General features: G+C 66.8%; 21 protein-coding genes and 1 riboswitch. Of the genes, 14 read left to right on the top strand and 7 right to left on the bottom strand.

Annotated features, from left to right (window positions below; genetic code table 11):
• The first annotated feature begins 53 nt into the window (after positions 1-53).
• The gene (locus ACI48I_RS12265) at positions 54-1,418 is read left to right on the top strand and encodes a M20/M25/M40 family metallo-hydrolase (protein WP_498574330.1); all 1,365 of its coding nucleotides are present in this window, start codon (positions 54-56) and stop codon (positions 1,416-1,418) included.
• A gap of 218 nt (positions 1,419-1,636) precedes the next feature.
• Positions 1,637-2,539 (top strand): cysteine synthase CysM, encoded by a 903-nt coding sequence (cysM, locus tag ACI48I_RS12270; RefSeq protein WP_193686638.1) that lies wholly within the window; start codon positions 1,637-1,639, stop codon positions 2,537-2,539.
• Positions 2,540-2,647: 108 nt separating this feature from the next.
• Here cysM and ACI48I_RS12275 read toward each other — a convergent pair whose 3' ends face one another.
• The 5 genes from ACI48I_RS12275 to ACI48I_RS12295 form a co-directional block, all read right to left on the bottom strand.
• Positions 2,648-2,992 carry a hypothetical protein gene (locus tag ACI48I_RS12275; protein WP_136219512.1) on the bottom strand — a complete coding sequence of 115 codons (345 nt, stop codon included), beginning with the start codon at positions 2,990-2,992 and terminating at the stop codon, positions 2,648-2,650.
• 452 nt (positions 2,993-3,444) lie between these two features.
• Positions 3,445-4,659 carry a lytic murein transglycosylase B gene (mltB, locus tag ACI48I_RS12280; protein WP_498574331.1) on the bottom strand — a complete coding sequence of 405 codons (1,215 nt, stop codon included), beginning with the start codon at positions 4,657-4,659 and terminating at the stop codon, positions 3,445-3,447.
• Positions 4,656-6,668, bottom strand: coding sequence for a transglutaminase TgpA family protein (locus ACI48I_RS12285; RefSeq protein ID WP_498574332.1), 2,013 nt, complete (start codon positions 6,666-6,668; stop codon positions 4,656-4,658). Before ACI48I_RS12285 ends, mltB begins: the two co-directional genes overlap by 4 nt.
• Before the next feature lie 20 nt (positions 6,669-6,688).
• A complete protein-coding gene (locus ACI48I_RS12290) occupies positions 6,689-7,678 on the bottom strand; it encodes a DUF58 domain-containing protein (RefSeq protein WP_193686635.1) in 990 nt (329 codons plus the stop codon).
• A 3-nt stretch (positions 7,679-7,681) separates the two neighbouring features.
• The gene (locus ACI48I_RS12295; RefSeq protein WP_498574333.1) at positions 7,682-8,602 is read right to left on the bottom strand and encodes an AAA family ATPase; all 921 of its coding nucleotides are present in this window, start codon (positions 8,600-8,602) and stop codon (positions 7,682-7,684) included.
• A 172-nt stretch (positions 8,603-8,774) separates the two neighbouring features.
• On the opposite strand from ACI48I_RS12295, the gene ACI48I_RS12300 reads away from it, so the two are divergent.
• The 4 genes from ACI48I_RS12300 (at position 8,775) to ACI48I_RS12315 (ending at position 13,032) form a co-directional block, all read left to right on the top strand.
• A complete protein-coding gene (locus ACI48I_RS12300) occupies positions 8,775-9,707 on the top strand; it encodes a histone deacetylase family protein (protein ID WP_498574334.1) in 933 nt (310 codons plus the stop codon).
• A gap of 175 nt (positions 9,708-9,882) precedes the next feature.
• Positions 9,883-10,761 carry a hypothetical protein gene (locus ACI48I_RS12305; RefSeq protein ID WP_498574335.1) on the top strand — a complete coding sequence of 293 codons (879 nt, stop codon included), beginning with the start codon at positions 9,883-9,885 and terminating at the stop codon, positions 10,759-10,761.
• Positions 10,762-10,768: 7 nt separating this feature from the next.
• Complete coding sequence (locus ACI48I_RS12310) at positions 10,769-11,995, top strand: choice-of-anchor X domain-containing protein (RefSeq protein WP_498574336.1); 1,227 nt, start codon at positions 10,769-10,771, stop codon at positions 11,993-11,995.
• A gap of 143 nt (positions 11,996-12,138) precedes the next feature.
• Entirely contained in the window at positions 12,139-13,032 is an 894-nt protein-coding gene (locus ACI48I_RS12315) for a hypothetical protein (RefSeq protein ID WP_227496540.1), read from the top strand.
• A 101-nt stretch (positions 13,033-13,133) separates the two neighbouring features.
• On the opposite strand, the gene ACI48I_RS12320 is transcribed toward ACI48I_RS12315, so the two are convergent.
• On the bottom strand, positions 13,134-13,391 hold the full coding sequence (locus ACI48I_RS12320; RefSeq protein ID WP_193686631.1) for a hypothetical protein: 258 nt from the start codon (positions 13,389-13,391) through the stop codon (positions 13,134-13,136).
• 220 nt (positions 13,392-13,611) lie between these two features.
• Here ACI48I_RS12320 and ylqF point away from each other — a divergent pair, with 220 nt between their 5' ends.
• The 7 genes from ylqF (at position 13,612) to ACI48I_RS12355 (ending at position 20,733) form a co-directional block, all read left to right on the top strand.
• Positions 13,612-14,532: a ribosome biogenesis GTPase YlqF gene (gene ylqF / locus ACI48I_RS12325; RefSeq protein ID WP_229514991.1), complete on the top strand. Its 921-nt coding sequence runs from the start codon at positions 13,612-13,614 to the stop codon at positions 14,530-14,532.
• Positions 14,533-14,631: 99 nt separating this feature from the next.
• Positions 14,632-14,860: riboswitch (cobalamin riboswitch) on the top strand.
• Between the two features lie 72 nt (positions 14,861-14,932).
• The gene (locus tag ACI48I_RS12330; protein WP_498574337.1) at positions 14,933-16,906 is read left to right on the top strand and encodes a TonB-dependent receptor family protein; all 1,974 of its coding nucleotides are present in this window, start codon (positions 14,933-14,935) and stop codon (positions 16,904-16,906) included.
• A gap of 16 nt (positions 16,907-16,922) precedes the next feature.
• The gene (locus ACI48I_RS12335; protein ID WP_498574338.1) at positions 16,923-17,972 is read left to right on the top strand and encodes a FecCD family ABC transporter permease; all 1,050 of its coding nucleotides are present in this window, start codon (positions 16,923-16,925) and stop codon (positions 17,970-17,972) included.
• The gene (locus ACI48I_RS12340) at positions 17,969-18,772 is read left to right on the top strand and encodes an ABC transporter ATP-binding protein (RefSeq protein ID WP_498574339.1); all 804 of its coding nucleotides are present in this window, start codon (positions 17,969-17,971) and stop codon (positions 18,770-18,772) included. The genes ACI48I_RS12335 and ACI48I_RS12340 overlap by 4 nt, the downstream gene beginning before the upstream one ends.
• Positions 18,769-19,641: a cobalamin-binding protein gene (locus tag ACI48I_RS12345; protein WP_498574340.1), complete on the top strand. Its 873-nt coding sequence runs from the start codon at positions 18,769-18,771 to the stop codon at positions 19,639-19,641. Before ACI48I_RS12340 ends, ACI48I_RS12345 begins: the two co-directional genes overlap by 4 nt.
• A 115-nt stretch (positions 19,642-19,756) precedes the next feature.
• The gene (locus ACI48I_RS12350; protein WP_193686625.1) at positions 19,757-20,422 is read left to right on the top strand and encodes a thiol:disulfide interchange protein DsbA/DsbL; all 666 of its coding nucleotides are present in this window, start codon (positions 19,757-19,759) and stop codon (positions 20,420-20,422) included.
• A complete protein-coding gene (locus tag ACI48I_RS12355; RefSeq protein ID WP_193686624.1) occupies positions 20,419-20,733 on the top strand; it encodes a hypothetical protein in 315 nt (104 codons plus the stop codon). The genes ACI48I_RS12350 and ACI48I_RS12355 overlap by 4 nt, the downstream gene beginning before the upstream one ends.
• A gap of 131 nt (positions 20,734-20,864) precedes the next feature.
• On the opposite strand, the gene ACI48I_RS12360 is transcribed toward ACI48I_RS12355, so the two are convergent.
• A complete protein-coding gene (locus tag ACI48I_RS12360; RefSeq protein WP_498574341.1) occupies positions 20,865-22,169 on the bottom strand; it encodes an ATP-binding protein in 1,305 nt (434 codons plus the stop codon).
• Positions 22,170-22,577: 408 nt separating this feature from the next.
• Between ACI48I_RS12360 and ACI48I_RS12365 the strand changes: the two genes are divergently transcribed.
• Positions 22,578-23,423, top strand: a complete 846-nt coding sequence (locus ACI48I_RS12365; protein ID WP_498574342.1) for a MipA/OmpV family protein — start codon at positions 22,578-22,580, stop codon at positions 23,421-23,423.
• Position 23,424: the final 1 nt, after the last annotated feature.

The following is a 23,424-nucleotide window of genomic DNA, read 5'->3' on the forward strand; positions in this document are numbered from 1 at the left end:
TAAAGGAGGCATGAGAAGATACGAAATCGAAAGCAACGATTTCAAGGATCCTCATGCCTCGCCTCCGCATCGCCGCCGGCCTCATCGCCGGACTGTTCGCCATCAGCGCCCACGCCGCATCCTCCGCTCCCGATGTCTCCCGCCACCAGGCCCAGATCGACAAGATCGTCGCCGAGATCTCGCCCAAGCGCATCGAGAACTACGTGCGCAAACTGGTCAGCTTTGAAACCCGCCACACGATGTCGGACACGACTTCGGACACGACCGGCATCGGCGCCGCACGCCGCTGGATCAGGGCCGAACTCGAGCGCTGCGGTGCCGGCACCGGCTTGAGCGTCGACTTCGACAGCCACATCGCACCGGTGTCGGCACGCATCTCGCGTCCGACCGAGATCGTCAACGTCGTCGCCACGCTGCCGGGCACCCAGGAGGCCTCGAAGGACCGCGTGTACGTGGTCAGCGGCCACTACGACTCGCGCAACACCGACGTGATGGATGCGACCGGCAAGGCGCCGGGCGCGAACGACGACGCCTCGGGTACGGCCGCCGTGATGGAGATGGCCTGCGTGATGGCCAGGTACAAGTTCGACGCGACCCTGGTGTTCATGGCGGTCGCCGCCGAAGAGCAGGGCCTGCTCGGCGCCGGCCACTGGGCGAAGACGGCACGCGAGAAAAACCTGAACGTGGCCGGCATGTTCACCAACGACATCATCGGCAGCTCGCGCGCCGACGACGGCCGCATCGACAACAAGCAGGTGCGCCTGTTCGCGCAGAGCATTCCGGCAACGAAAGAGATGAGCGAAGCCGTGCGCCAGCTGGTTGCCACCGGCGGCGAGAACGACTCGCCTTCGCGCCAGCTCGCGCGCCATGTGAAAGAGCAGGGCGAGCGCTACGTGAAGGGCTTCAAGGTCAACGTCATCCAGCGCCACGACCGCTACCTGCGCGGCGGCGACCACATGCCTTTCCTCGAGCAGGGCTATGCCGCGCTGCGCTTCACCGAGCCGAACGAGGACTTCTCGCACCAGCACCAGAACCTGCGCACCGAGAACGGCAAGGTCTATGGCGACCTGACCGACTTCGTCGACTACGACTACACGGCCAAGGTGGCCAGGGTGAACGCCGCCGCACTGGCTTCGCTGGCCCTGGCCCCGGCCGCGCCCCAGGGCGTCAAGGTGCGCACCGACAAGCTGGTGAACGATTCGACGCTGGTCTGGCAGGCGAATCCGGAACCGGATGTCGCAGGCTACCGCATCGTCTGGCGCGAAACGACTGCCGCCGGCTGGCAGGGCTCGAAGTTCGTCGGCAATGTGACCGAGGCGACCGTGAATCTGTCGAAGGACAATTACTTCTTCGGCGTGCAGGCGGTCGACAAGGACGGCAACGTCAGCCCGGCGACGTATCCGGCCCCGCTGCGCTGATTCCTGCCTGCCAAGGCTGTGTAACGTAGGGTGGGCACTCGTGCCCACGCGTCATGGCACGGCTGCGTGTCGAAACATTTGATCGACCCGCATGGGCCGCACCGCGTGGGCTCGAGAGCCCACCCTACGGTACGTCGGCGTCTCGACCAGGCCATCGCCATACGCACTCTTGCGTCCCGGTTTAGAATGGTGTTTTGAGGAACAGCAAGAGAGCAAGCATGCCCTATAAAACCATCGAAGATACGATCGGCAATACCCCGCTGGTGCAGCTGATGCGTCTGCCGGGCGCGGATGCCGCCGCGCGCAATAACATCATCCTGGGCAAGCTCGAAGGCAACAACCCGGCCGGATCGGTGAAAGACCGCGCGGCGATGTCGATGCTGAAGAACGCCGAGGCGCGCGGCCAGATCAAGCCGGGCGACACCATCATCGAGGCAACCTCAGGCAATACCGGCATCGCGCTGGCCATGGCGGCCTCGATCCGCGGCTACAAGATGATCCTGCTGATGCCGGACAACCTGTCGATCGAACGGCGCCAGAGCATGGCCGCCTACGGCGCCGAGATCGTGCTGACCCCGAAGACGGGCGGCATGGAATACGCCCGCGACATGGCCGACCAGATGCAAAAGGACGGCAAGGGCATCATCCTCGACCAGTTCGCCAACCAGGACAATCCGCTCGCCCACTACGAGACGACCGGTCCGGAAATCTGGCGCGATACCGACGGCCGCATCACGCATTTCGTCAGCGCGATGGGCACCACCGGCACCATCATGGGCGTGTCGCGCTACCTGAAGGAACAGAACGAGGCGGTGCGCATCGTCGGCGCCCAGCCGGAAGAGGGCTCCTCGATTCCGGGCATCCGCAAGTGGCCGCAAGCCTACCTGCCGAAAATCTTCGACAAGTCGCGTGTCGACCAGGTGGAAAACGTCAGCCAGGCGGCAGCCGAGCAGATGGCGCGCCGGCTGGCGGCGGAAGAGGGGATTTTCTGCGGCATCTCGGCCGCCGGCGCCTGCGAAGTGGCGCTGCGCATTTCGCAGACCGTGGAGAACGCGACGATCGTGTTCATCGTCTGCGATCGCGGCGACCGCTATCTGTCCACGGGCGTGTTCCCTGCTTGAAGAGCGCGGCAGGCATGACAAAAGGGGCGATCGCATCGCCCCTTTTTTTCGTCCGTCGTTCCCGTCACGGCCGCCTGGATCAGCCGGCCGCGCGAGAATGCGTGAGGATTACTCGCCGCTGGAGGCCGATGGTGCCGCGCCTTCTTTTGGCTTGAACTGCTTGTCGCTGATGCGGAACTTGTTGCGGCGATCGCCCATCAGGTAACGCAGGTCGCGGATCGACAGGTCGCTGACTTCGTGCATGCGGATCAGGAGCGATGCGCCGACCGGCAGGCGGTGGTGGCGAATCTTCGAGATCACCGGCGGCGCTACTTCCAGGGCGCGCGACAGGGCTGCGTCGTTCTTCAGGCGCAGGTTCTCGATCAGGGTGTCCAGCAGACGGTTCGGGTTGTATTGCAACAGTTCGTCCGACTCCGCATCGCTGCTCATATCAATGCCGACTTGGTTTGTCATGATTCAAAAATTCCTATTGTGGGTTACGGAAAGTCTTGCGGCGTTTCGGTTCCGGAAGTTCTTTCGAAAAAATCTACTCAATTGTACAACTAATTTAGGCTCTAGTACTTATGAGCAATAGAATTCGGTGCGAAGCCTCGGCTTTGTTGTCTAGTCGCAACAATAGCCGCAATGCAATTCTCTCACAAACTCACGAAAAAAATAATTGTTTTTTGATCAAATTTAAGTTTAGAGGAAACAGAAGTTGCGCGCCGCACGTTTCAAAATGATATGCATGATTAACAACATCGGAGGGGGTATGCCGCGCCCATGAATGTTTCCATAGAGTACAGAAAATGGGCGGGTGAGGATACACCGGGGGAGTACCCCGGCTTGGGAAGCGCTACGCGGAGGGAAAAACGGCCGTCGCGCTGTTACAACCTGTTACAAACTTGCCACACAGCCTACAGGACTCACATTGCCTGGCTCATCCGTGCCTCGCGCACCGCACGGCCGAGGTCGATGACCGACATGGCGTAGAAATAACTGCGGTTGTACTTGGTGATGGCAAAGAAGTTATCGGTCGCCAGCCAGTACTCGGTCGCCTCGGCGCCGTTTTGCAGGTCGATCAGGCCATACAGCCGGCCCGGCACCAGCGCTGCGGGAGGGATGACACCGGCCGCTTCCAGTTCGTCCGGGCGCAGGGTCGCAGCCAGGCCGCGGCTGAGGAGCGGCTCCCAGGCGCGGTGCGCGGCGACGTCCACCGGCATCACGGCCGGCGCAGGGTCGCTCGGCTTCCAGCCGTGTTCGATCAAGAAGTTGGCGACGCTGCCGATCGCATCCGACGTCGAGTTGCGCAGGTCGATGTGGCCGTCGCCGTCGAAATCGACGCCGTATTTCAGGATATTCCCCGGCATGAATTGCGGCAGGCCGACGGCGCCCGCAAAGGAACCGAGCAGGGTGAAAGGATCGATCTTCTCGTGGCGCGCGAGCAGCAGGGCGTTCTCGAGTTCGCTGCGGAAGAAGTCGGCACGCGCGGCCTTGTTCGGCGCGTCGGGGTAGGCAAAGGCGAGCGTGGTCAGGGTGTCGAGCACGCGGAAGCGTCCGGTGTCGCGCCCATACACGGTTTCCACGCCGATGATGCCGACCAGGATTTCGGCCGGCACGCCGTAGACCGCTTCGGCGCGCGCCAGCGCCTGGGCGTTCTCGTTCCAGAAGCGCAGGCCGGCATTGATGCGGATCGGCTCGATGAAGCGCGCGCTGTAGGCTTGCCAGTTCTTCGGCTTGCCCGGCGGCGCCGGTTTCACCAGCTGGACCGCCGAGTCGACGAAACGCACCTGGCGCATCTGCGCCTCCAGTTCCGTGCGGTCGAAGCCGTGCTTGGCGACCATCTCGTCGACGAAGGCGCTCACTGCCTGCCATTCGCCGAAATTGATCGGTTCGCCGCTGTAATCGATCGTGGAGACCGCTGCCACGGCGGCGGCCACGGCCAGCGCCTTGCGGGCCATGGGGGCCCTGGAGGAGGTCTTCGAGGAGGCGGCCTTGGCCTTGCCGGCCTTGGCCGCCTTGGCCTTCACGATCCCGGTCTTCGAGGGCGGATGCTTCGCGGCGGCGTTGGCATCGATGGTCGGGGCTGCTGCGAGAATGAGTGCAGCGACTGCTGCGATTGCTGATACGAAGGATTTCATCTAACTTGCGAAAGTAAGCGCTTCAGGGTCGCGGCCAGATGGGCGTCGTTGCGGCGCGGCGCATAGCGCCAGTCGCTGTAACGGCCGAGGAACTCGGCGGCCGCGGCTTGCGCGGGCGGCGCCAGTGTCGCCGCGGCGCTGATCCGCGCGCAATAGGCGCGCGGGCCTTCATCTGCCGAACGCGCCAGACCCAGGCGAGCCAGGCGCGAACACAGGGCGGAGTATAGCGCATCGATCGGATCGCTTGACCTGCGCCGAAGCAAGAATCTCCACAGCAACAACACACTTGTCAGGGAGGCTAGCAAGACTGGCATGCGCCAGTCGAGCAGCGACGACTGCACGCGCTCGACCACGCCGCGCTGGCGCTGCGGCGTGTAGTTCAGCACCCACTGGTTCCAGCCGTTGTTGACCGCGCCGGCGGCGTAGCGCAGCTGCGCGATCCACGGATTGCTCGCGCCGTCCAGTTGCATGAAGCGCCCCAGGCCCTCGATGCCGAAGGGCGCGCGCGGCGGGATCGCGCCGTCCAGGCCGCGCCGCACCCGTTCCGGCGCGACGGCGGCGGTCGGATCGACGCGCACCCAACCACGCCCTGGAAGCCAGACTTCGGCCCAGGCGTGGGCGTCGGACTGGCGCACCGTGACGTAGCCGTCCAGCGGATTCAATTCTCCTCCCTGGTAGCCGGTGACGACCCGCGCCGGCACGCCGGCGGCGCGCATCAGGAAGACGAAGGCGCCGGAATAATGTTCGCAAAAGCCGGCGCGGCTGCCGTACAGGAAGTCGTCGACGGCATCGCGCCCGAGCAGCGGGGGATTGAGCGTATAGACGTAGTTCTCGCGCCGGAAGCGCCCCAGCACCGCGTCCACGCGTCGGCGCGGGTCGGGCTCGGCGCGCAGCGCGAGGCCGGCAAGCAAGGCGCGCGGGTTGCTGTCGGCGGGCAGCTGCAGCCACTGGTCGGCGTCCTCGGGCAGGCCGCCCGGTTGCAACCGGTAGTCCAGGTAAGAGCTCATCCGGTAGCGCAGGCGCGACTCCACCGGGGCGCTCGCCGTCAGCTCGAATTCGCCGGAGACGTTGGCGCTGTTCCCGTCCAGTTCCGGCAGGCGCCGCGGCATCTCGAGCGCGAACAGCCAGCGGGTCGACGAGGGCTCGAGCGTGATGTCGTAGGTGACCGGCTTGCCGCCGACGCTGAGCGAGAGCGGCTGCTGCGCCGAGCGCCGGCGCAGGCGCTGGTCGATCCGGGTCCAGGTGCGGCCGTCGTAGGCGCCCAGCACCGGGCCACGCCAGTACAGCTGTTCCTGCGGCGGCGGGCGGCCCTCGAAACGCACGCGGAAGGCCGGCTCGCCCGACTGCGCCAGGTTGGCCATGGTCCCCGGCGCCATCGTCTCGGACATGCCGGAGCGCGCGCCGATGGCGTCGCCAGGCAGGCCCCACAGCGGTCCCTCGATGCGCGGGAACAGGAAGAACAGCAGCAGCGCCAGCGGCGCGGCCAGGCCCAGCAGCTTCGCGCTCATCAGGAAGCGCCGGCGCAGCGGCGGCACCGCGCCCGTGAACTGGAAGCTCAGCTGGGCAGTGAGCAGGGCCAGCACCGAGAGCGCCATCAGCAGCGCGGTACCGATGCCCTGCTCGTAGAAGAAATTCGTCAGCACCAGGAACAGGCACAGGAACACGACCACAAAGAGGTCGCGCCGCGCATGCATCTCCAGCATTTTGAAGGTGACCAGCAGTACCAGCATCGCGACCCCGGCATCGCGCCCGAGCAGGGTCTGGTAGCTCTGGGCGACGCCGAACATGGCAGCCGCCGCCAGAGGCAGCAGCAGCAGGCTGGGCGGCATGCGCTTGCCCAGCAGCGTGATCGCGCCGCGCCACAACAAGGTCAGCGCGCACAGCGCCGAGACCCAGGCCGGCAGGTGCGCCACGTGCGGTGCCAGCACCAGCAGGGCGCTGGCCAGCAACAGCAGGGTGTCGGCCTTGTCGCGCGGCAGGGCCTGCAGGCGTGCAAGGTGGGTTGCCAAAGGGCTTGCCGGGAGCGCCTTCACCGCGCGCCTCCCAGGCCATACAGCGCCAGCGCGCGCAGGCAGAGCGCCGCATGGGGCGCACCGCTGGCGGCCTCGAAGGAGGTGGCGTCCAGGCGGAAGGCGTAGGGCAGGGCGCGGCTCTCGGCCTCGAGCACCCAGCGGGCCATGCGCGACAGGCGCAGTTCGAGATCGAGCGCGGGCGGCAGGCTGGCCAGGTCGAACACGAGTTCGTCGCGCGCGCCGCCCTCGAAATGCTTGGTGGCGAGCTGGCCGCCGTCCTCCGGATCGAGGCGCGCGATCTGGCGCCAGGCCAGCCGGCGCAGCGGGTCGCCCGGCTGGTAAGGGCGCACGCCGGCGAAATCGTCTTCACCGCCGCCGCCGGTCCCGGTCGCGGCCGTGCCCGTGCCGCGCGGCAGCGGCGGCGCATCTTCTTCCGGGAACGGATAGACCAGGGCATTCAGGTCCGGCTGCCAGTAGCTCCAGGCGCGGAACAGGCCGAGCGGAAAGCGCGTGCTCAGCACCAGGCGCGGCGCGGCCAGCCAGCCGCGGCGTTCGGTCGGAACCGCCAGGCGCACCGTGGCCTGGCCGCCGGCCGGCACATCGGCCGCGTGGCGCGGCTCGCCGGCGCCGGCGCTATCGATCCAGATGGCGTAGCGCGGACGCCGGCTCGCATTCACCAGCTGGAGTTCGAAGCTGGCCTCCTGGCCGGCGAACACGGCCGGCGTGCGTCCGGCCTTCAGGCGCAGGTGGGCCAGGTTGCGCCAGGTGAGCAGCATGTCGACCAGGGCGCAGGACAGGGCCAGAAAGGTCAGGGCGTAGCCCAGGCCGAGGTTATAGTTGATCGATCCGATCAGCAGCACCAGCAGCAGCGCGCCGAAACCCAGGCCCGGTCCGCTGGGCAGGATATAGATGCGGCGCTGGCCGAGAAACAGCTCGCTCGTCGCGCGCGCTTCACGGCGCGTGCGCCATGCGCCTTCCTGCACGCCGGTCTGGCCGCTACTCTCCATCGCTTACACCGGCACCGACTTCTGCAGCTGCAGCACCAGGTCGCGGCTGGCTTGCGCCATGCCCTGCGCCGATTTGACGGGCCGCAGGCGGTGCGCGCAGACCGGCACCAGCACCGCCTGGATGTCTTCCGGCAGCACGTGGTCGCGTCCCTCCAATGCAGCCCAGGCACGGCCGGCCTGCAGCAGGGCGATCGCGGCGCGCGGCGACAGGCCCTCGGCGAACAGGGTACCGGCGCGCGAAGCCTGGGCCAGCGCCTGCACGTAGTCGATCAACGCACTGGATGCGTGAATCGCGCGCAGCGCGCGCCGGGCCTCGATCAGTTCTTCCGGATTCATCGCGGCTTCGATCGTGCGCAGCAGCTCGCGCCGGTCTTCGCCCATCAGCAAGGCCCGTTCGGCGGCGGCGTCCGGGTAGCCCAGCGACAGGCACATCAGGAAGCGGTCGAGCTGCGATTCCGGCAGCGGGAAAGTGCCCACCTGGTGCGCCGGGTTTTGCGTGGCGATCACGAAGAAGGGCTCGGGCAGGGGGCGGGTCATGCCGTCGATGCTGACCTGGTGCTCTTCCATCGCCTCCAGCAGGCCGGATTGGGTTTTCGGCGTGGCGCGGTTGATTTCGTCGGCCAGCAGCACCTGGGTAAAAATCGGCCCGGGGTGGAAGGCGAAGCCGTTCTTTTCGCGCTCGTAGACGGAAATGCCCGCCACGTCGGCCGGCAGCAGGTCGCTGGTGAACTGGACGCGGTTGAATTTCAGGCCCAGCGACAGGGCCAGCGCATGGGCAAGGGTGGTCTTGCCGACGCCCGGCACGTCCTCGATCAGCAAGTGGCCGCCCGCCAGCAGGCAGGTAAAGGCGAGACGCACCTGCTGGTCCTTGCCGACCACGATCTGGCCGACCTGGCGTGCGGCCGCGTGCAATTTATCGAACATGCGTGGCTTCCAATAAGTCAAATAGGCGAGGCAGCAGGCGGCATGGTAGATTAACGCTATCAGCAACACGTCTTTCCATGCAGCGGCACACCTCCGGACGATTCTATGCGAGAACGGACGTTTCCGGTGTATGGCTGAGCAGCAAGAGGCGAATGGTCAACCTGGTACCAACATGAGCACAGCAATCTTCAGCCATCCCGACTGTTTAAAGCACGACATGGGCGCCTGGCACCCGGAATCCCCGGACCGCCTGCAAGCCATCGAAGACCAGCTGATCCTGGCCCGGCTCGACGGCCTGATCGAGCGCCGCCTGGCGCCGCTGGCCGAGATCCCGGCCATCCTGCGCAACCATACCGAGGGCGCGCTGGCGCTGGTGCGCGACCACATTCCGAGCACGCCCGGCGACACCTATCCACTCGATGCCGACACCCTGCTGTGCCACGCCAGCTATGACGCCGCCCTGCGCGCGGCCGGCGCAGCCCTGGCCGCGACCGACGCCGTCATCGCCGGCGACATCGCCAACGCCTTCTGCTCGATCCGCCCGCCCGGCCACCACGCGACGCCGTCGGAACCGATGGGCTTCTGCCTGTTCAACAATGTCGCGATCGCGGCGCGCCACGCGCTCGAGGCGCACGGGCTGGAGCGGGTCGCCATCGTCGACTTCGACGTCCACCATGGCAACGGCACCGCCGAATCCTTCCGCGACGACCCGCGGGTGCTGATGGCGAGCTTCTTCCAGCACCCCTTCTATCCTTTTTCGGAACCGGAACCGGTCACCGGGACGAACGTCAACATTCCGCTGCCGGCGCGCTCCGGTGGCGACGCCGTGCGCCAGATCGTGCAGGAATACTGGCTGCCGGCGCTGCACGCATTCAAGCCGCAGATGATTTTCGTTTCCGCCGGCTTCGACGCCCACCGCGACGACGACATGGGCGGCATGGCCCTGGTCGAGGCGGATTACGCCTGGCTCACGCGCCAGATCATGACGGTCGCGCGCGAGCACGCGGGCGGACGCATCGTCAGCTGCCTGGAGGGCGGCTACGCCTTGTCGGCACTTGGCCGCAGCGTGGTCGCACACCTGAAAGTTCTGGCGGAACTTGATTAAAGGCAAACATCCTTTACTTTAGCAGCAAAACAACGCGATCTCCTTCTTACGCATGTTCAATTGACTCTCTTCTAGCTCGGGCATACATTCGGCTGAGCCGCAGGAAGCGGCAGCGCCTGGCTCAGCCGGCAGCGATGGCACCGATACAGGCGTCCACACTAAAAAGGAGGAGATTGTGAAGAAAGCATTACAACTCGTAATGGCGGTCTGTCTCATGGCCGCGTCAAGCTTCGCTGCCGCAACAAATTACACGCTCTGGATCAACGGCCGCACCGGCGGCGGGGTAATCGGCAACTACGACAGCTGGACCTACTGGGGCCCCGGCACCACGGCCGCCGGCGTCAACAAGAAATCGGTCAACTGGGATGGCCGCAGCAGCATCGCCTCGCAGAGCGGCTATATCCGCAACGCCCTCGACTGCTTCTGCACCGGCAACAACTGGTGCTATGTCGTCACCCACAGCGCCGGCGACCTGATGATGGGCTATACGATGGCCAACTACGGCGGCTCGGCGCGCACCAAGAAGAACGCCGTGGCCAACAGCTCCGGCGTGTGCGGCAACAGCGACGGCAGCGCGCAGACCGGCTGGAACATCAAGTGGGTACGCGCCGCCTCCGGCGCCGGCGGCGGCTCCGAACTGTCGGACGCCGGCTCCTGGACCACTTCCGAACCGCTGGTGCAGGACCTGAAAACCACCACCGCGCGCGCCATGTACAACCACAACACGACGCGCAACGTCTGGTTCTACATGTATGCCGGCGCCAAGGGCACGGCCTATTCCGGCATCCTGCCGGGCCAGGACGACGAAGCCGTCGCCTACCACAGCACCGGCGGCGTCTCGGGCAGCGGGGGAGGCTCCTACTGCAATCCGAGCGACTGGTTCTGCAACGACCTGACCCTGGGCACCGCGGCCAACGAGGGAGGAACGCTGAAGTGGAGCTACCACTCGGTGAGCTTCCGCGACGACGCCGAAGCCTATAACCACTATGCGAACGGCAACTGGCAAGGCATCGTCGGTGTCGTGCGCAGCGCCGTGGTGAACAGTGCCCTCTGAGCGTAAAGTGAAGCGCTGGCTGCCCCTGGCGCTGGTCCTTGCACTGCTGGCGGCCATCGCCTGGCTGGCGCTGCGCGGCGACGCGCCGCCGGCCGCCGGCACGGCCGTCGCGGCGGCCGGCGGCGGTTCCCCCCGGGGCCCGCAGTTCTTCGGCCAGGTCGCCAGCCAGGGGGCCGCGCCGCTGCCCGGCGAACGCGCCCGCCAGCGCCAGCTGCTGGTCGACAACTTCACGCTGACCGACACCACCTATTGCAGCTACCGCGAGGGCAGCATGTACCCGGCCAGCTCGCAGCCGATGTCGCGTAATCCCGACCAGGTCTATCCGAACCAGCCGGTCGTCGAGACCAAGCCGATGCGCGGCGACGACCGCAGCGCCAACCCGAACATCCTGCTCCAGACCTCGCAGTCGCGCGTCTTTCTCGCGGCCGGCGAATCGGTCGCGTTCTCGCTGCGCGCGGTCGAACCGAACGGCGCCACCGTGCCGCTGGTCGTCACGCGCGCGCTCGCCGCCGGCATCGTCACCGTCGGCGGGCGCGCCACCACCCAGGTGCCGCTCGCCTTTGCCGACGACGGCAGCGGCGCCGATGCGGCGGCCGGCGACGGCGCCTTTGCCGGCGTGCTGACCCCGGCGCAGACGGGCCTGGCGAGCTTCCACGGCACCATCCGCACCGAGGTGCGCTACACGGCGGGCGGCAAGAACGGCGTGGTCATCTTCGACGTCATCTATTCTCCCAGGGTGCCGGCGGTCTGGGCCGGGCCGCCGCGCGAGGCGATGGAGAACGGTTCGCTGACCTTCATCCTGCGCGCCGACGTGCGCCAGCCGGGCCGCTATATCGTCACCGGCCGCATCGACGACGCCAGGGGCCGGCCCTACGCGCTGGCAACCTTCAACGAGGTGCTGGGACCAGGGCCGAACGACATCAAATTGAGCGTGTTCGGCAAACTCATGATCGATGGCGGGGCGGTGCTGCCGCTGACCCTGCGCGACGTCGACGGCTATCTGCTCAAGGAAAACACCGACCCGGACCGCGAGCTGATGCCGCGCCTGGAAGGACCGGTGCTGACCAGCCGCAAGCGCACGCTCGAGGGCGTCTCGGATGCCGAATGGGACAGCGAGGAGCGCCGGCGCCACCTGACGGAATTCGCCCGGGACCGCAAGAGCGCGGCCGAGGAACTGGCGAAATTCGATCCCTCGCAGCCGTTGCCGGCCAGCGCCTGCGGGCCTGTGAAGTAGTGGCCGGGCCTTCCCACTGTTCAGTATTGTTCTAACAACGTTTTCGTCGCCGTGATTGACGCGCCGTTCTTCCTGTCGCAAGAATGGTCGCTCGCGGTTGGCCGTCGCCACGTCCCACCGCAACCAGAACGATGGAGGATGACATGGGACGATCCGCGCGCTTTGCCCGCTTTCCTTATCTGCTGTGCCTGCCCGGCCTGCTCGCCGCCGGGGTGGCCGGCGCCACCAACTACAGCCTCTGGGTCAACGGCCGCACCGGCGGCGGGGCGATCGGGAACTACAACGACTTCCGCTATTTCGGTCCGAACGACACGCCGGCGGGCGTGAACAAGAAGTCGGTCAACTGGGACGGCCGCAGCGAGGTCGGTTCGCAAAGCGGCATCATCCGCAATGCGCTCGACTGCTTCTGCACCGGCCAGAACTGGTGCTATGTCGCCGTCCACAGCGCCGGCGAGCTGCTGGTCGGCTATACGCTGGCCAACTACAGCGTCACCCCGCGTCCCGTGACGAACGCCCAGCCGAATGCGGCGGGGGCGTGCACAGCCGGCAGCGGCGCCACCCAGACCGGCTGGAATATCCGCTGGGTGCGCACCGCGGCGGGCTCCTCCGGCGGCAGCGAACTGGCCGACATCGGCGCCTGGACCACGAGTGAGCCGCTGGCCAACCAGCAGCGGGTGTCGACCTCGCGCGCCCTCTACAACCATAACGAGACGGGCAATGTCTGGTTCTACCGCTATGCCGGGGCGGCCGGCACCCTGTACTCGTGGGCCCTGCCGGGCCAGGACGACGAGGTGGTGGCCTACCACAGTTCCGGTGGCGCTTCGGGCAGCGGCGGCACGACGCTGTGCAATCCGGGCGACTGGTTCTGCAACGACCTGACCTACGGCTCGGGACCGAACCAGGGCGGGCGCGCCAAGTGGAATTTCCACTCGGTCGTGTTCCGCGACGATGGGGAGGACTACGGGCACTACACGAGAGGTAACTGGGGCGGGATCACGTCGCTGGTGCGGCGCGACATGGAGATGCTGGCGCGGTAGGGTGGGCACTCCGTGCCCACGCGGAACTGCAAACTATATTGGCTAACACTGTGCATCGTTTCGCGTGGGCACAGCGTGCCCACCCTACATCCCCGCGGCAGCTATCCCGCACCCTCGCGCCGCGTGCGCTTCGCGGCGGCGCTCGGCCGCTTGCCAACCACGTACACCACATACGCCGGCTCGCCCGCATACATCGGTGCTGCCGGCTGGGCCAGTTCCACTTCCTGCACCGCACTCACCTGGCTCGCCGGCGCCGCCCGGTCGGACGGATTGTCGAGGCAGGCCGCCAGAACCAGCCCACCGAAAGCGCCGAAGATCCACACCTCGACGTTGCGTGCCATACCCTTGATATTCTTCATGACGTTCTCCGTGACGTTTTACCTGCACGGCCAGGAGCGGCCGTCCTGTCATCGTGCCCGTCCGCGATGACTCGATATTGCAACGAATCAAGCCAAAATCATTCCTAGTGGAAACAGAACGACAAGCTGCACGGACGCCGTGCCCGGCGCCAGCGTAAAATACCGCCTCGTTCGCAGAATTTGAAAGCACAGCATGTCGATACAATGGTTCCCGGGCCACATGAACTCCGCCAAGAAGCAGGCGGAGGAGCAGATGGAATTCATCGATCTCGTGATCGAGGTACTCGACGCGCGCCTGCCCGAGGCGAGCTGCAATCCGCTGGTCGACCGCATGCGCCAGTTCCGCCAGCGCCCGGTTCTGAAAATCCTGAACAAGATCGACCTGGCCGACCCGGCGGCCACCGCCGCCTGGAAGGCCTATTACGACGCCAGGCCCGGCGTCACGGCCTACCCGATGACGACCAAGAAGCCGGCCGACGTCGCGCGCATCCCGGCGCTGGCGCTGTCGCTCGCCCCGCACCGCGGCGTGCCGACCAAGCCGCTGCGCATCATGATCATGGGCATCCCGAACGTCGGCAAATCGACGCTGATGAACGCGCTGCTGAAGAAGCGGGTGGCCAAGGTCGGCGACGAGCCGGCGGTCACCAAGACCCAGCAAAAGCTGTATCTCGACAAGCACACGGTGCTGGTCGACACGCCGGGCCTGATGTGGCCGAAGATCGAGATGCCGAGCGACGGCCTGATGCTGGCCGCCAGCCATGCGATCGGCACCAATGCCCTGATCGAGGAGGAGGTCGCCTTCTTCCTGGGCGACATTCTGCTGGAGCGCTACCCGCAGCTGCTCACCGCCCGCTACGGCTTCAAGACCGAGGGCCTGGACGGCATCGGCGTGGTCGAGCAGGTGGCGGCGCGCCGCGGCTTCCGCGTGCGCGGCGGCGAGTTCGACGTCGAAAAGGCGGCCCACGTGCTGCTGCACGACTACCGCAGCGGCGCCATCGGGCGCATCAGCCTGGAGACGCCCGAGTCGCGTGCCGCGCGTCTCGAAGCGCACCGGATCGAGAAGGAAGAGAAGGAGCGCATCGCGGCCGAGAAGGCGGCGGCGAAAGCCGAAGAGGCGGCGCGCGGCAAGCGCGGGACGTAAGCAGGTTTCGATTGCTCGCCGGTTCGATAACGCGTGGGCTCTCGAGCCCACGCGTATCACCGTTTGAACACCGACACCGCAACAATAGTCTTGTCACGATATAATCACGCTCGTTCTGGTGCCCGCGCACGCAATCTGCATGCGCAGTTAAACGGGAAACACGAAGCCAAGACGCCTCCGGCGTCCGGCCAACGTGTGCTGCCCCCGCAACGGTAAAACAAGCGTCGCTTCGGCGACTGGCCGCCTCGTACACCACCGTGCTCCGGCATGGGAAGGTGAGGCGGTCCGACTTGCTAGCCCGGATACCGGCCAGGACAGGTGGACGCATCGTCGCGATGACGTCCGTTGAATCCGAACTGCGGGGACGCAGGCCGGATGCACTTTATCGAAGAACCACAACATGACTTTTGCTGCTGTTTCGAACAGCGCGCCGGCTTTGAAGCCGCTCGCGCTGGCCTGCGCCGTTTCCTTTTCCCTGTTCGCCTCCGCCGTCCACGCTGACGAAGTTGCCGACGATAAGGCCATCGCCACCGTCCACGTAACGGGCGCCCGCTTCCCAAGCGATGCCGCCTTGCCGCCGGTGGGCGCAACGGTGATTACCGCCGACGAGATCAGGACTGCCGGCGTCAACGACGTCAACGCCGCCATCCGCAAGATCGGCGGCGTCTACGGCCGCCAGAGCCTGGACGGCTCGCCCGACTTCGGTCTCGACCTGCGCGGCTTCGGCACCAACAGCAGCCAGAACATGGTGATCCTGGTCGACGGCGTGCGCCTCAACGAAAACGAACTGGCCGGCGCCGTGCTGTCGACCATCCCGGTCGATACCGTCGAGCGCATCGAGATCACGCGCGGCGGCAGCAGCGTGCTGTATGGCGAAGGCGCGACCGGCGGCGTGATCAACATCATCACCAGGCGCGGCACCGAACAGGGCTACCACGGCTCGCTGGCGCTGGAAGGCGGCCAGTTCGACCAGCACGACGCGCGCGCCACGCTGCGCCATGGCGAAGGTCCGCTCTCCTTCGACCTGGCGGCCAACCACCAGGCGACCGACAACGACCGCGCCAACAGCAGCTTCCGCCAGAAGACCATCAGCGGCGGCGTACAGTGGGCGCAGGACGCGACCCGCCTCGGCCTGCGCGTCGAGAGCGCGCGCCAGAAATCGCGCTTCCCGGGTGCGCTGACCCTGGCCGAATTCGAGCAGGATCCGCACCAGTCGAACAAGCCGAACGACCATGGCACCCTGGCCAGCGACCGCGTCGTCGCCTTTGCCGAGCACCGCATCGGCAGCGTCGAGCTGGCGGCCGAGCTGTCGCACCGCGAACGCGAGGTGCTGTCCGTGTACGATTTCGGCGGCTTCCTCTCGGAAGGCCTGTACCGCAGCCGCCAGACCCAGTTCTCGCCGCGCCTGCGCCAGCTGTCGACCTGGAATGGCCTGCTCAACGAATTCGTCGCCGGTGTCGACCTGATCGACTGGGAGCGCAGCACCAGCTTCGGCTCGGACACGAGCCAGGATTCCAAAGCCCTGTACCTGCGTGACGAGATGCGTTTCGGCGGCGTCCGCAATGCACGCCTGGCGCTGGGCGCGCGCCATGAACGCTTCGACAAGAAAGAAGCGAACGCCGCGCTGTTCGTGCCGAACGGCGAGCAGTCGCAAAACGGCTGGAGCGTGGAGGGCAGCATCGACCCGGTTCCCGGCGTCACCGTGCACGCCAAGGCAGGGCAGAGCTACCGCATCCCGAACGCCGACGAAAACGGTTACCGCTCCTCGCTCGGCCTGCTCGCACCGCAAACCTCGCGCGACCTCGAGCTGGGCGTGACCGTCGGCGGCAGCGCGCGCCAGGTCTCGGCACGGGTCTTCCGCCATCGCCTGGAAAACGAGATCTTCTTCGATCCGACCCTGGGCGGCGGCTTCGGTGCCAACACCAACCTCGATCCGACCCGCCGCCAGGGCATCGAGCTCGACGCCCACGCCGACCTGCCGGCCAAGCTGCGCCTCTCCGGCCACCTGCAGCACGTGCAGGCCGAGTTCACGGACGGCCCGAACGCCGGCCGCGAGATGGTGCTGGTGCCGAAGAACGTGCTCACCGCACGCCTGGCCTGGATCCCAGGCAACGGCCAGAGCTTCGACGTGGGTGCCCAGTACGCGTCGAGCCAGCGCTACGGCAGCGACTTCGGCAACGATTGCGGCGCGCGCATTCCTTCGTACACGACGATTGACGCACGCTACGCGATCAAGGCCGGCGCCTGGGAGTTCGCCGTGCATGGCCTGAACCTGGCGGACCGCCAGTACTTCAGCCAGGCCTATGGCTGCCGCAGCGGCATCTATCCGAGCGACGGACGCCAGATCAAGCTGTCGGCCCGTTACGACTTCTGACGCCTGACCTGATGTCATGACGACCCTGGCCGCCACCTCTCCCACACGCCGGCGCGCCACGCTCGGCCTGCTGGCCGCGTGCGCGCTGCTGGCGCTCGTCGGGGCAGGGGTGGCGGGTTCGGTGGCAGTTCCCGTTTCGGAACTGCCGCATGCGCTCGCGAGCCTGCTTGCCGGAACTCCCGACGGCATGGCCGCGACCCTGCTCGACCTGCGCCTCGGCCGCGCGAGCAGCGCCTTCGTCACCGGCGCCGCGCTGGCGCTGGCCGGCGTCATGATGCAGGCGCTGGTGAGGAATCCCCTGGCCGACCCTTACGTGCTGGGCGTGTCGGCCGGCGCCGCAGTCGGCGCGCTGGCCGCCTTGCTGTTCGGGGCGGCCTTGTGGCTGGTGGACATCGGCGCGCTGGCCGGGGCGGTGCTCATCTCGCTGCTACTGTATCTGCTGGCGCGGCGCGACCTTGGTGGCGGCCGTGGCGGCGCGCCCGGCGGCGCGCTTGGGGGTGAACCTGGCGTGCTGCTGCTGACCGGCGTCGTGCTGGCCTCGGCCTGCATGGCGCTGGTGACCCTGATGCTGTCGGTGGCGCCCGAGTCGCGCCTGCGCGGCATGGTGTTCTGGATGATCGGCGACCTGGCGGGCACCTCCTGGCGCCTGCTGCCCTGGATCGTGCTGCTGGCTGCCTTGCTGCTGGCCATGCGCCGCGCGCGTGCCCTGAACGTGATGGCCCTGCATGCCGACGCCGCCGTCACCCTGGGCGTGAACGTGGCCGGCCTGCGCCGTTTTCTCTTCATCTGCTCCGGGCTGCTGACGGCCTGCGCGGTCACGACCGGCGGCAGCATCGGCTTCGTCGGCCTGGTGGTGCCGCACGCCTGCCGCCATGCCTTCGGCCCCGATCACCGGACCCTGTTGCCCGCTGCCGCCCTGGCCGGCGGCGGCTTCCTCGTGCTGGCAGACACGCTGGCGCGCACCGTGCTCGCGCCCCAGCAGCTGCCGGTGGGTGTGCTGACCTCGCTGATCGGCGTGCCCGTGTTCCTGTTCCAGCTGCACCAACTTCACCTGCGCGCGCGATGATCGAAACGACCGACCTCACGTTGCGCATGAACGCGCGCCTGCTGGTCAAGCGCCTGGACTGGCGCGTGGCCGCGGGCGAAAACTGGTGCGTGATCGGCCCCAACGGCGCCGGCAAGAGCACGCTGCTGCGCACGCTGGCCGGCCTGCGCGCGCCGGACTGGGGCAGCATTCTTCTCGCCGGCAAGCCGCTCGCGGGGTGGCCGCTGCCGGCGCTGGCACGCGAGCGCGCCTACCTGGCGCAGTCGCGCGGCGACGCCTTTGCCTACCGCGTCATCGAGACCGTGCTGATGGCGCGCCACCCCTATCACGACGACCGCTACTGGGAAGGCAGCGATGATCACGCCGCCGCCGAACAGGCCCTGCGCACGCTCGACGTGCTGCACCTGGCCCAGCGCGACGTGCGCACGCTCTCGGGCGGCGAGCGTCAGCGCGTCGCGATTGCCGCGCTGCTGGCCCAGGACACGCCGCTGCTGCTGCTCGACGAGCCGGCCAATGCGCTCGACCTCGCCCACCAGGTGGCGATGACCGACCTGCTGGCGCGCCTGTGCCGCGAGCAGGGCAGGGCGGTGGTCAGCGTCGGCCATGACCTGAACCAGGCCTGGAGCGGCGCGACCCACGCGCTGCTGCTGCACGGCGACGGCCAGTGGCGCGCGGGACCGGTTGCCGAGGTCATGCGCGCCGACCTGCTCGGCGCCTGCCTCGGCCATCCGATCGCCGTCATCGAACATGGCGGACGCACCATCTTCCTGCCCGACGCGCCGGCGGCGAGCAACACCATTCCGGTACGGAGAGCCCAATGAAAACCATCCTGTTTGCGCTGCTGGCGCTGTGCAGCACGCTCGCGCAGGCGGCGCTCAGCGTGGTCGACGACAGCGGCAAACAGGTCGTGCTGGCGCGGCCGGCGCAGCGCGTGATCTCGATGGCGCCGCACGTGACCGAACTGCTGTTCGCGGCCGGCGGCGGGGCGCGCATCATCGGCGCCATGAACTACAGCGATTACCCGGCTGAAGCACGCAAGATTCCGCTGATCGGCTCGGACAGCCAGATCGACCTCGAGCGCGTGATCGCGCTGAAACCGGACCTGCTCATCGTCTGGCAGAGCGGGAACACGGCGCGCCAGATCGCCCAGTTGGCGAGCCTCGGCATTCCGGTCTTTTACAGCGAGCCGCACAGTTTCGAGACGGTCGAGAGCAGCCTGCTGCGCTTCGGCCGCCTGCTCGGCACCGAACCGACGGCCGCCGCCGCCGCCGCCCAGTTCCGCGCCAAAGTGAACGGCCTGCGCACGCGCTATGCGAGCCGCCCGCCAGTCACCGTGTTCTACCAGGCCTGGGACAACCCCCTGTTCACGCTCAACGGCGAGCAGATCGCCAGCGACGCGATCCGCCTCTGCGGCGGCCGGAATATTTTCGGGGACCTGAAAACGATCGCCCCCCAGGTCAGCCTCGAGGCGGTCGTGCAGGCGGACCCGGAAGCCATCGTCGGCGGCAAACTCTACACGCCGCAGGACCGCGGGCTGTCGATCTGGCAGCCCTACCGCGGCATGACGGCCGTGCGCCGCAACAACCTGTTCACGCTGGACGAGGAAATGATCACGCGGCCCGGACCGCGGGTGGTCGATGGCGCGGCGGTGCTCTGCACGCGCCTGGAAGAGGCGCGCGCACGCAGGTAAGCGCGCGTTACAGCGGTAAGCAAATGCAAAAAACGGCGCGCTCCTTCTAGGCGGGGGCTAAAAAGTGGTAATCTCGCGTCGTTTTCTTCAATTCCAAACAAGAAGGATCTTCACTATGCGCCGTTCCCTGCGTTTCGCCCTCGTTGCCGCCAGCCTGGTCGCCAGCACCGCTTTCGCTTCGCCCACCAATCCGCAGAACGGGGTCGAATACACGACGCTGTCGTCGCCGCAGCCGGTCCAGGCTGTCGGCAAGAAGGTCGAAGTCATCGAGTTCTTCGCCTACCACTGCCCGGCCTGCTACGCGCTGGAAGCGAGCATGGTCGACTGGGCGAAGAAGAACGCCGACAAGGTCAACTTCCGCCGCATCCACCTGCCGTTCCAGGGCGTGGCCGATCCGGAAGCGCACCTGTTCCTGACGCTCGAAGCGATGGGCAAGGAAGCCGAATTGCATCCGAAGATCCTGAACGCGGTCCACGTCCAGCGTATCCGCCTGATGAAGGACGACCAGATCATCGACTGGGTGACCAAGAACGGCGTCGACAAGGCCAAGTTCATGGAAACCTGGAATTCCTTCGGCGTCATGACCAAGCTGCGCCGCCTGGGGCAGACCGCCACCAGCTACCAGGTCAGCGGCACCCCGACCCTGATCGTCGACGGCAAGTACCAGACCTCGCCGGGCCAAGTGGCCGAGAAGCTCAAGATCAATGACCGTAACCAGATGCTGCAGGCAAGCTTCCAGGTCCTCGATGCGCTGGTCGCGAAAGCAGCTGCCACGAAATGAGCGACGGTGAACGCAAAGTCCTGGAAATGTACGAGGGCGCCCGCCCTCGCGAAGAGGACTTGTTCGAGATCAGCCACGTGAACCACGTGGCCTGGTCGCTGGCCGTCATCCTGTTCGGCCTCGTCATCTGGCTCTGCATTGCCCTCGTCAATGCGGAGAACCAGCGCTACGCCCTGATGACGAACAAGTGCCAGGACCCGGTCTTCAAGAGCGGCGTCGACAAAGCCTGCCTCTACACCGTCCGCTCGCGCGCGCACTGGTGGGAGCACCTGTGGTACGGCTTTACGCACGTCAAGCCGGAGAGCAAATAGTTACTTGCGTTTCGATATGCGGGCTCTGTACCGCGTGGGCTCGGGAGCCCACCCTACGTATCGTTAGCCGTCGCGTAACGTAGGGTGGGCTCCCGAGCCCACGCGTTCGAACGCCGGCACATCGAAACGCATCAACCCTGCGGCAACACCACCACAAACCTTGCTCCCCCGAGCTCCGACGCTTCCACCGTCAAGCTCCCCCCATGCCGCACTACCGCCTTGCGCGCAATCGACAACCCCAGCCCGAATCCCCCGGTCGCCCGGTCCCTGCTGCGATCGAGCCGATAAAACGGCTCGAAGATCCGCTCGCGCTCCTCGACCGGAATCCCGGGCCCGTCATCCTCCACCGCAAGCACCACGCGCCCGGCTTCGCGCCGCGCCGTCATCCGGATCGTCGAGGCCGCATATTTCTGCGCATTCCTGAGCAGGTTCGACAGCGCCCGCTCGAGCAGCCGCGCATCGGCCTCGACCGTGCCCGCATCCGGAGTGGCGTCGACGCCGACAACAGGCTGCCCGGGCGGCAGCGCCGCCTCCGCCGACCGTAACAGCGCGGCCACGTCCACGGTGTCGAGGTAGAGCGCCTGCTCGCTGTCGAGCCGCGCCATGCCCAGCAATTCGTTGACCAGGCTGTTCAGTTCCAGCACGTCGCCCTCCATCGCGGCGATGCGTTTCTTGAGGGCGGGGTCGAGGGCCCTGGCGTCGAGCAGTTCGAGCGCGAATTCGAGGCGTGCGATCGGCGTGCGCAGTTCGTGCGAGACCGAGTGCAGCAGGTTTTTTTGCGACACCAGCAGCGCCTCGATGCGGTCGGCCATGTGGTCGATCCGTTCGGCCAGCGGATAGATACTGGCCGAGGCTTGCATGTGCGCCCGCGCCGACAGCTTGCCGGCGCCGAATTCGTCGGCCACGCGCGACAGCGACTGCAGGCCCTGCCAGTGCGAGCGCGACCACAGGGCGATCGGCACCAGCAGGGCCAGGGCCACGATCACATAGCGCACGGCTTCCATCTGCAAGGCCAGGCTGACGTCGATCGGCAAGTCCTGCACGTGGATGACATCGTCTTCGCTGCCGATATAGCGCTCGCCCTTGAGGTCGACGCGGCGGTAGAAGGACTTGCCCTCGACATCGAGCACGACCTCGCCGCGGTCGAGGGCGCCGAGATCGACGGCAGGGAGGAAGGAGCGCGCCTTCGGCAGGGGGATCAGGTCGAAGCGGGTGCCGGACACCTCGCGTACCCGGTTCAGGCGCGCCAGCCATTCGTCGGCGGGCGCGGCGTCGACATATTGTTCGATCAGGAAAATCTGGGCCGAGGACTGGCGCCGCGCGATGTCTTCCAGCGGGTCGCCGAACAGCCGGCTCATGGCGAAATAGATGACGAAGGTCGCCGCCGTGATCGACAGCATGACCAGCATGAAGAAACGGAAAAAGATCCGGTTCACCCGGGCACTCCCGCTGTCTGCCGGTTGCCTTCTCGTTTCAGAAACATTGGTTTTCTCCCATCGGCATTGTAACGGAGCACACATGACCTTGCCAGCTTACAAATTCGCGACAATTGATCGACAGTTCATGAGACTTCGGAAAGTTTTTACCCGTTAAGATGTTTCGTATCAGGTTTTCCGTTTGCCCACTCGACATGCGAGTGTCGGTGGGCTTTTTTATTCAGGCCGCCGCCGGTCCGGCGCGTGGCCGACAGGGCGATGCCGGCGCCGCGCCGCGCCGATCGCCGCCGCTCCGGTCCACCGGCGCGGCCGCTTGTAACGATTTTGCACACAGGCAAAACACGACACTTGGGAGCTGGGCTTGCCTCAACGTAAAATACCGGCACCTGAGCTTCCGATCTCCCGACCATGACCAAGTTTTTCGCCCTGGCGCTTGCCGCTGTCACGAGCACAGCCTGTGCGCAGACGCCGGCGACCAACCCGATGCCCGACGGCAGCCGCGACATGTATGTCGGGCTGGGCGTGATATCGGGCGCGCGCTACCAGGGTTCACACGAGACCGAACGCAAGGCGCTGCCGGTGCTGCAGGTCCAGCTGAGCAACGGCTTGTTCGTGTCCGGCATGCGCGCCGGCGTCCACCTGGCGCGCAGTCCGCAGCTTGAATTCGGCCCTTTGCTGGAATGGCAGCCGCGGCGCGATGCGGGAGGCGAGGGCGCGCAGCTCGGCGGCATCGGCAACGCTCGCTTCAGCCTGGTCGCCATGCCGCTGGCCGCCTCCAGCGGCAACCGGCTGTCCGGCATGCCCGTCATCCACGGCCGCATGCAGGGCGGGGGCTTCCTGAACTATTACCTGACGCCCGCCTGGCGCCTGACGAGCAGCCTGCTGTACGGCGCCGGCAACGCGCGCGACGGCATGAAGCTCGAACTCGGCGTGCAGCGGCTGGCGCTGGCACTCGGCTCCCACCACCGGATCGCCCTCGACGCCGGCGTGAGCTTTGCCAACCGGCGCTACAACATGGCGTTCTTCGGCGTGAGCGAGGACGATTCGTATGCCAGCGGCCTGCCCATGTTCGATGCGGCCGGCGGCCTCAAGGATGCGCGCCTGGGTGCGCGCTGGAACTGGGCCTGGTCGCCGTCCTGGATGCTGACTTCCAGCCTGCAGGCCACCCGCCTGCTGGGCAGTGCCCGCCTGAGCCCGCTCGTCGAGCGGCCCACCAACCTGACGGTTTCCACCGCCATCGCCTACCGCTTCTGAC

It is taken from the genome of Massilia sp. LXY-5 (assembly GCF_059801075.1).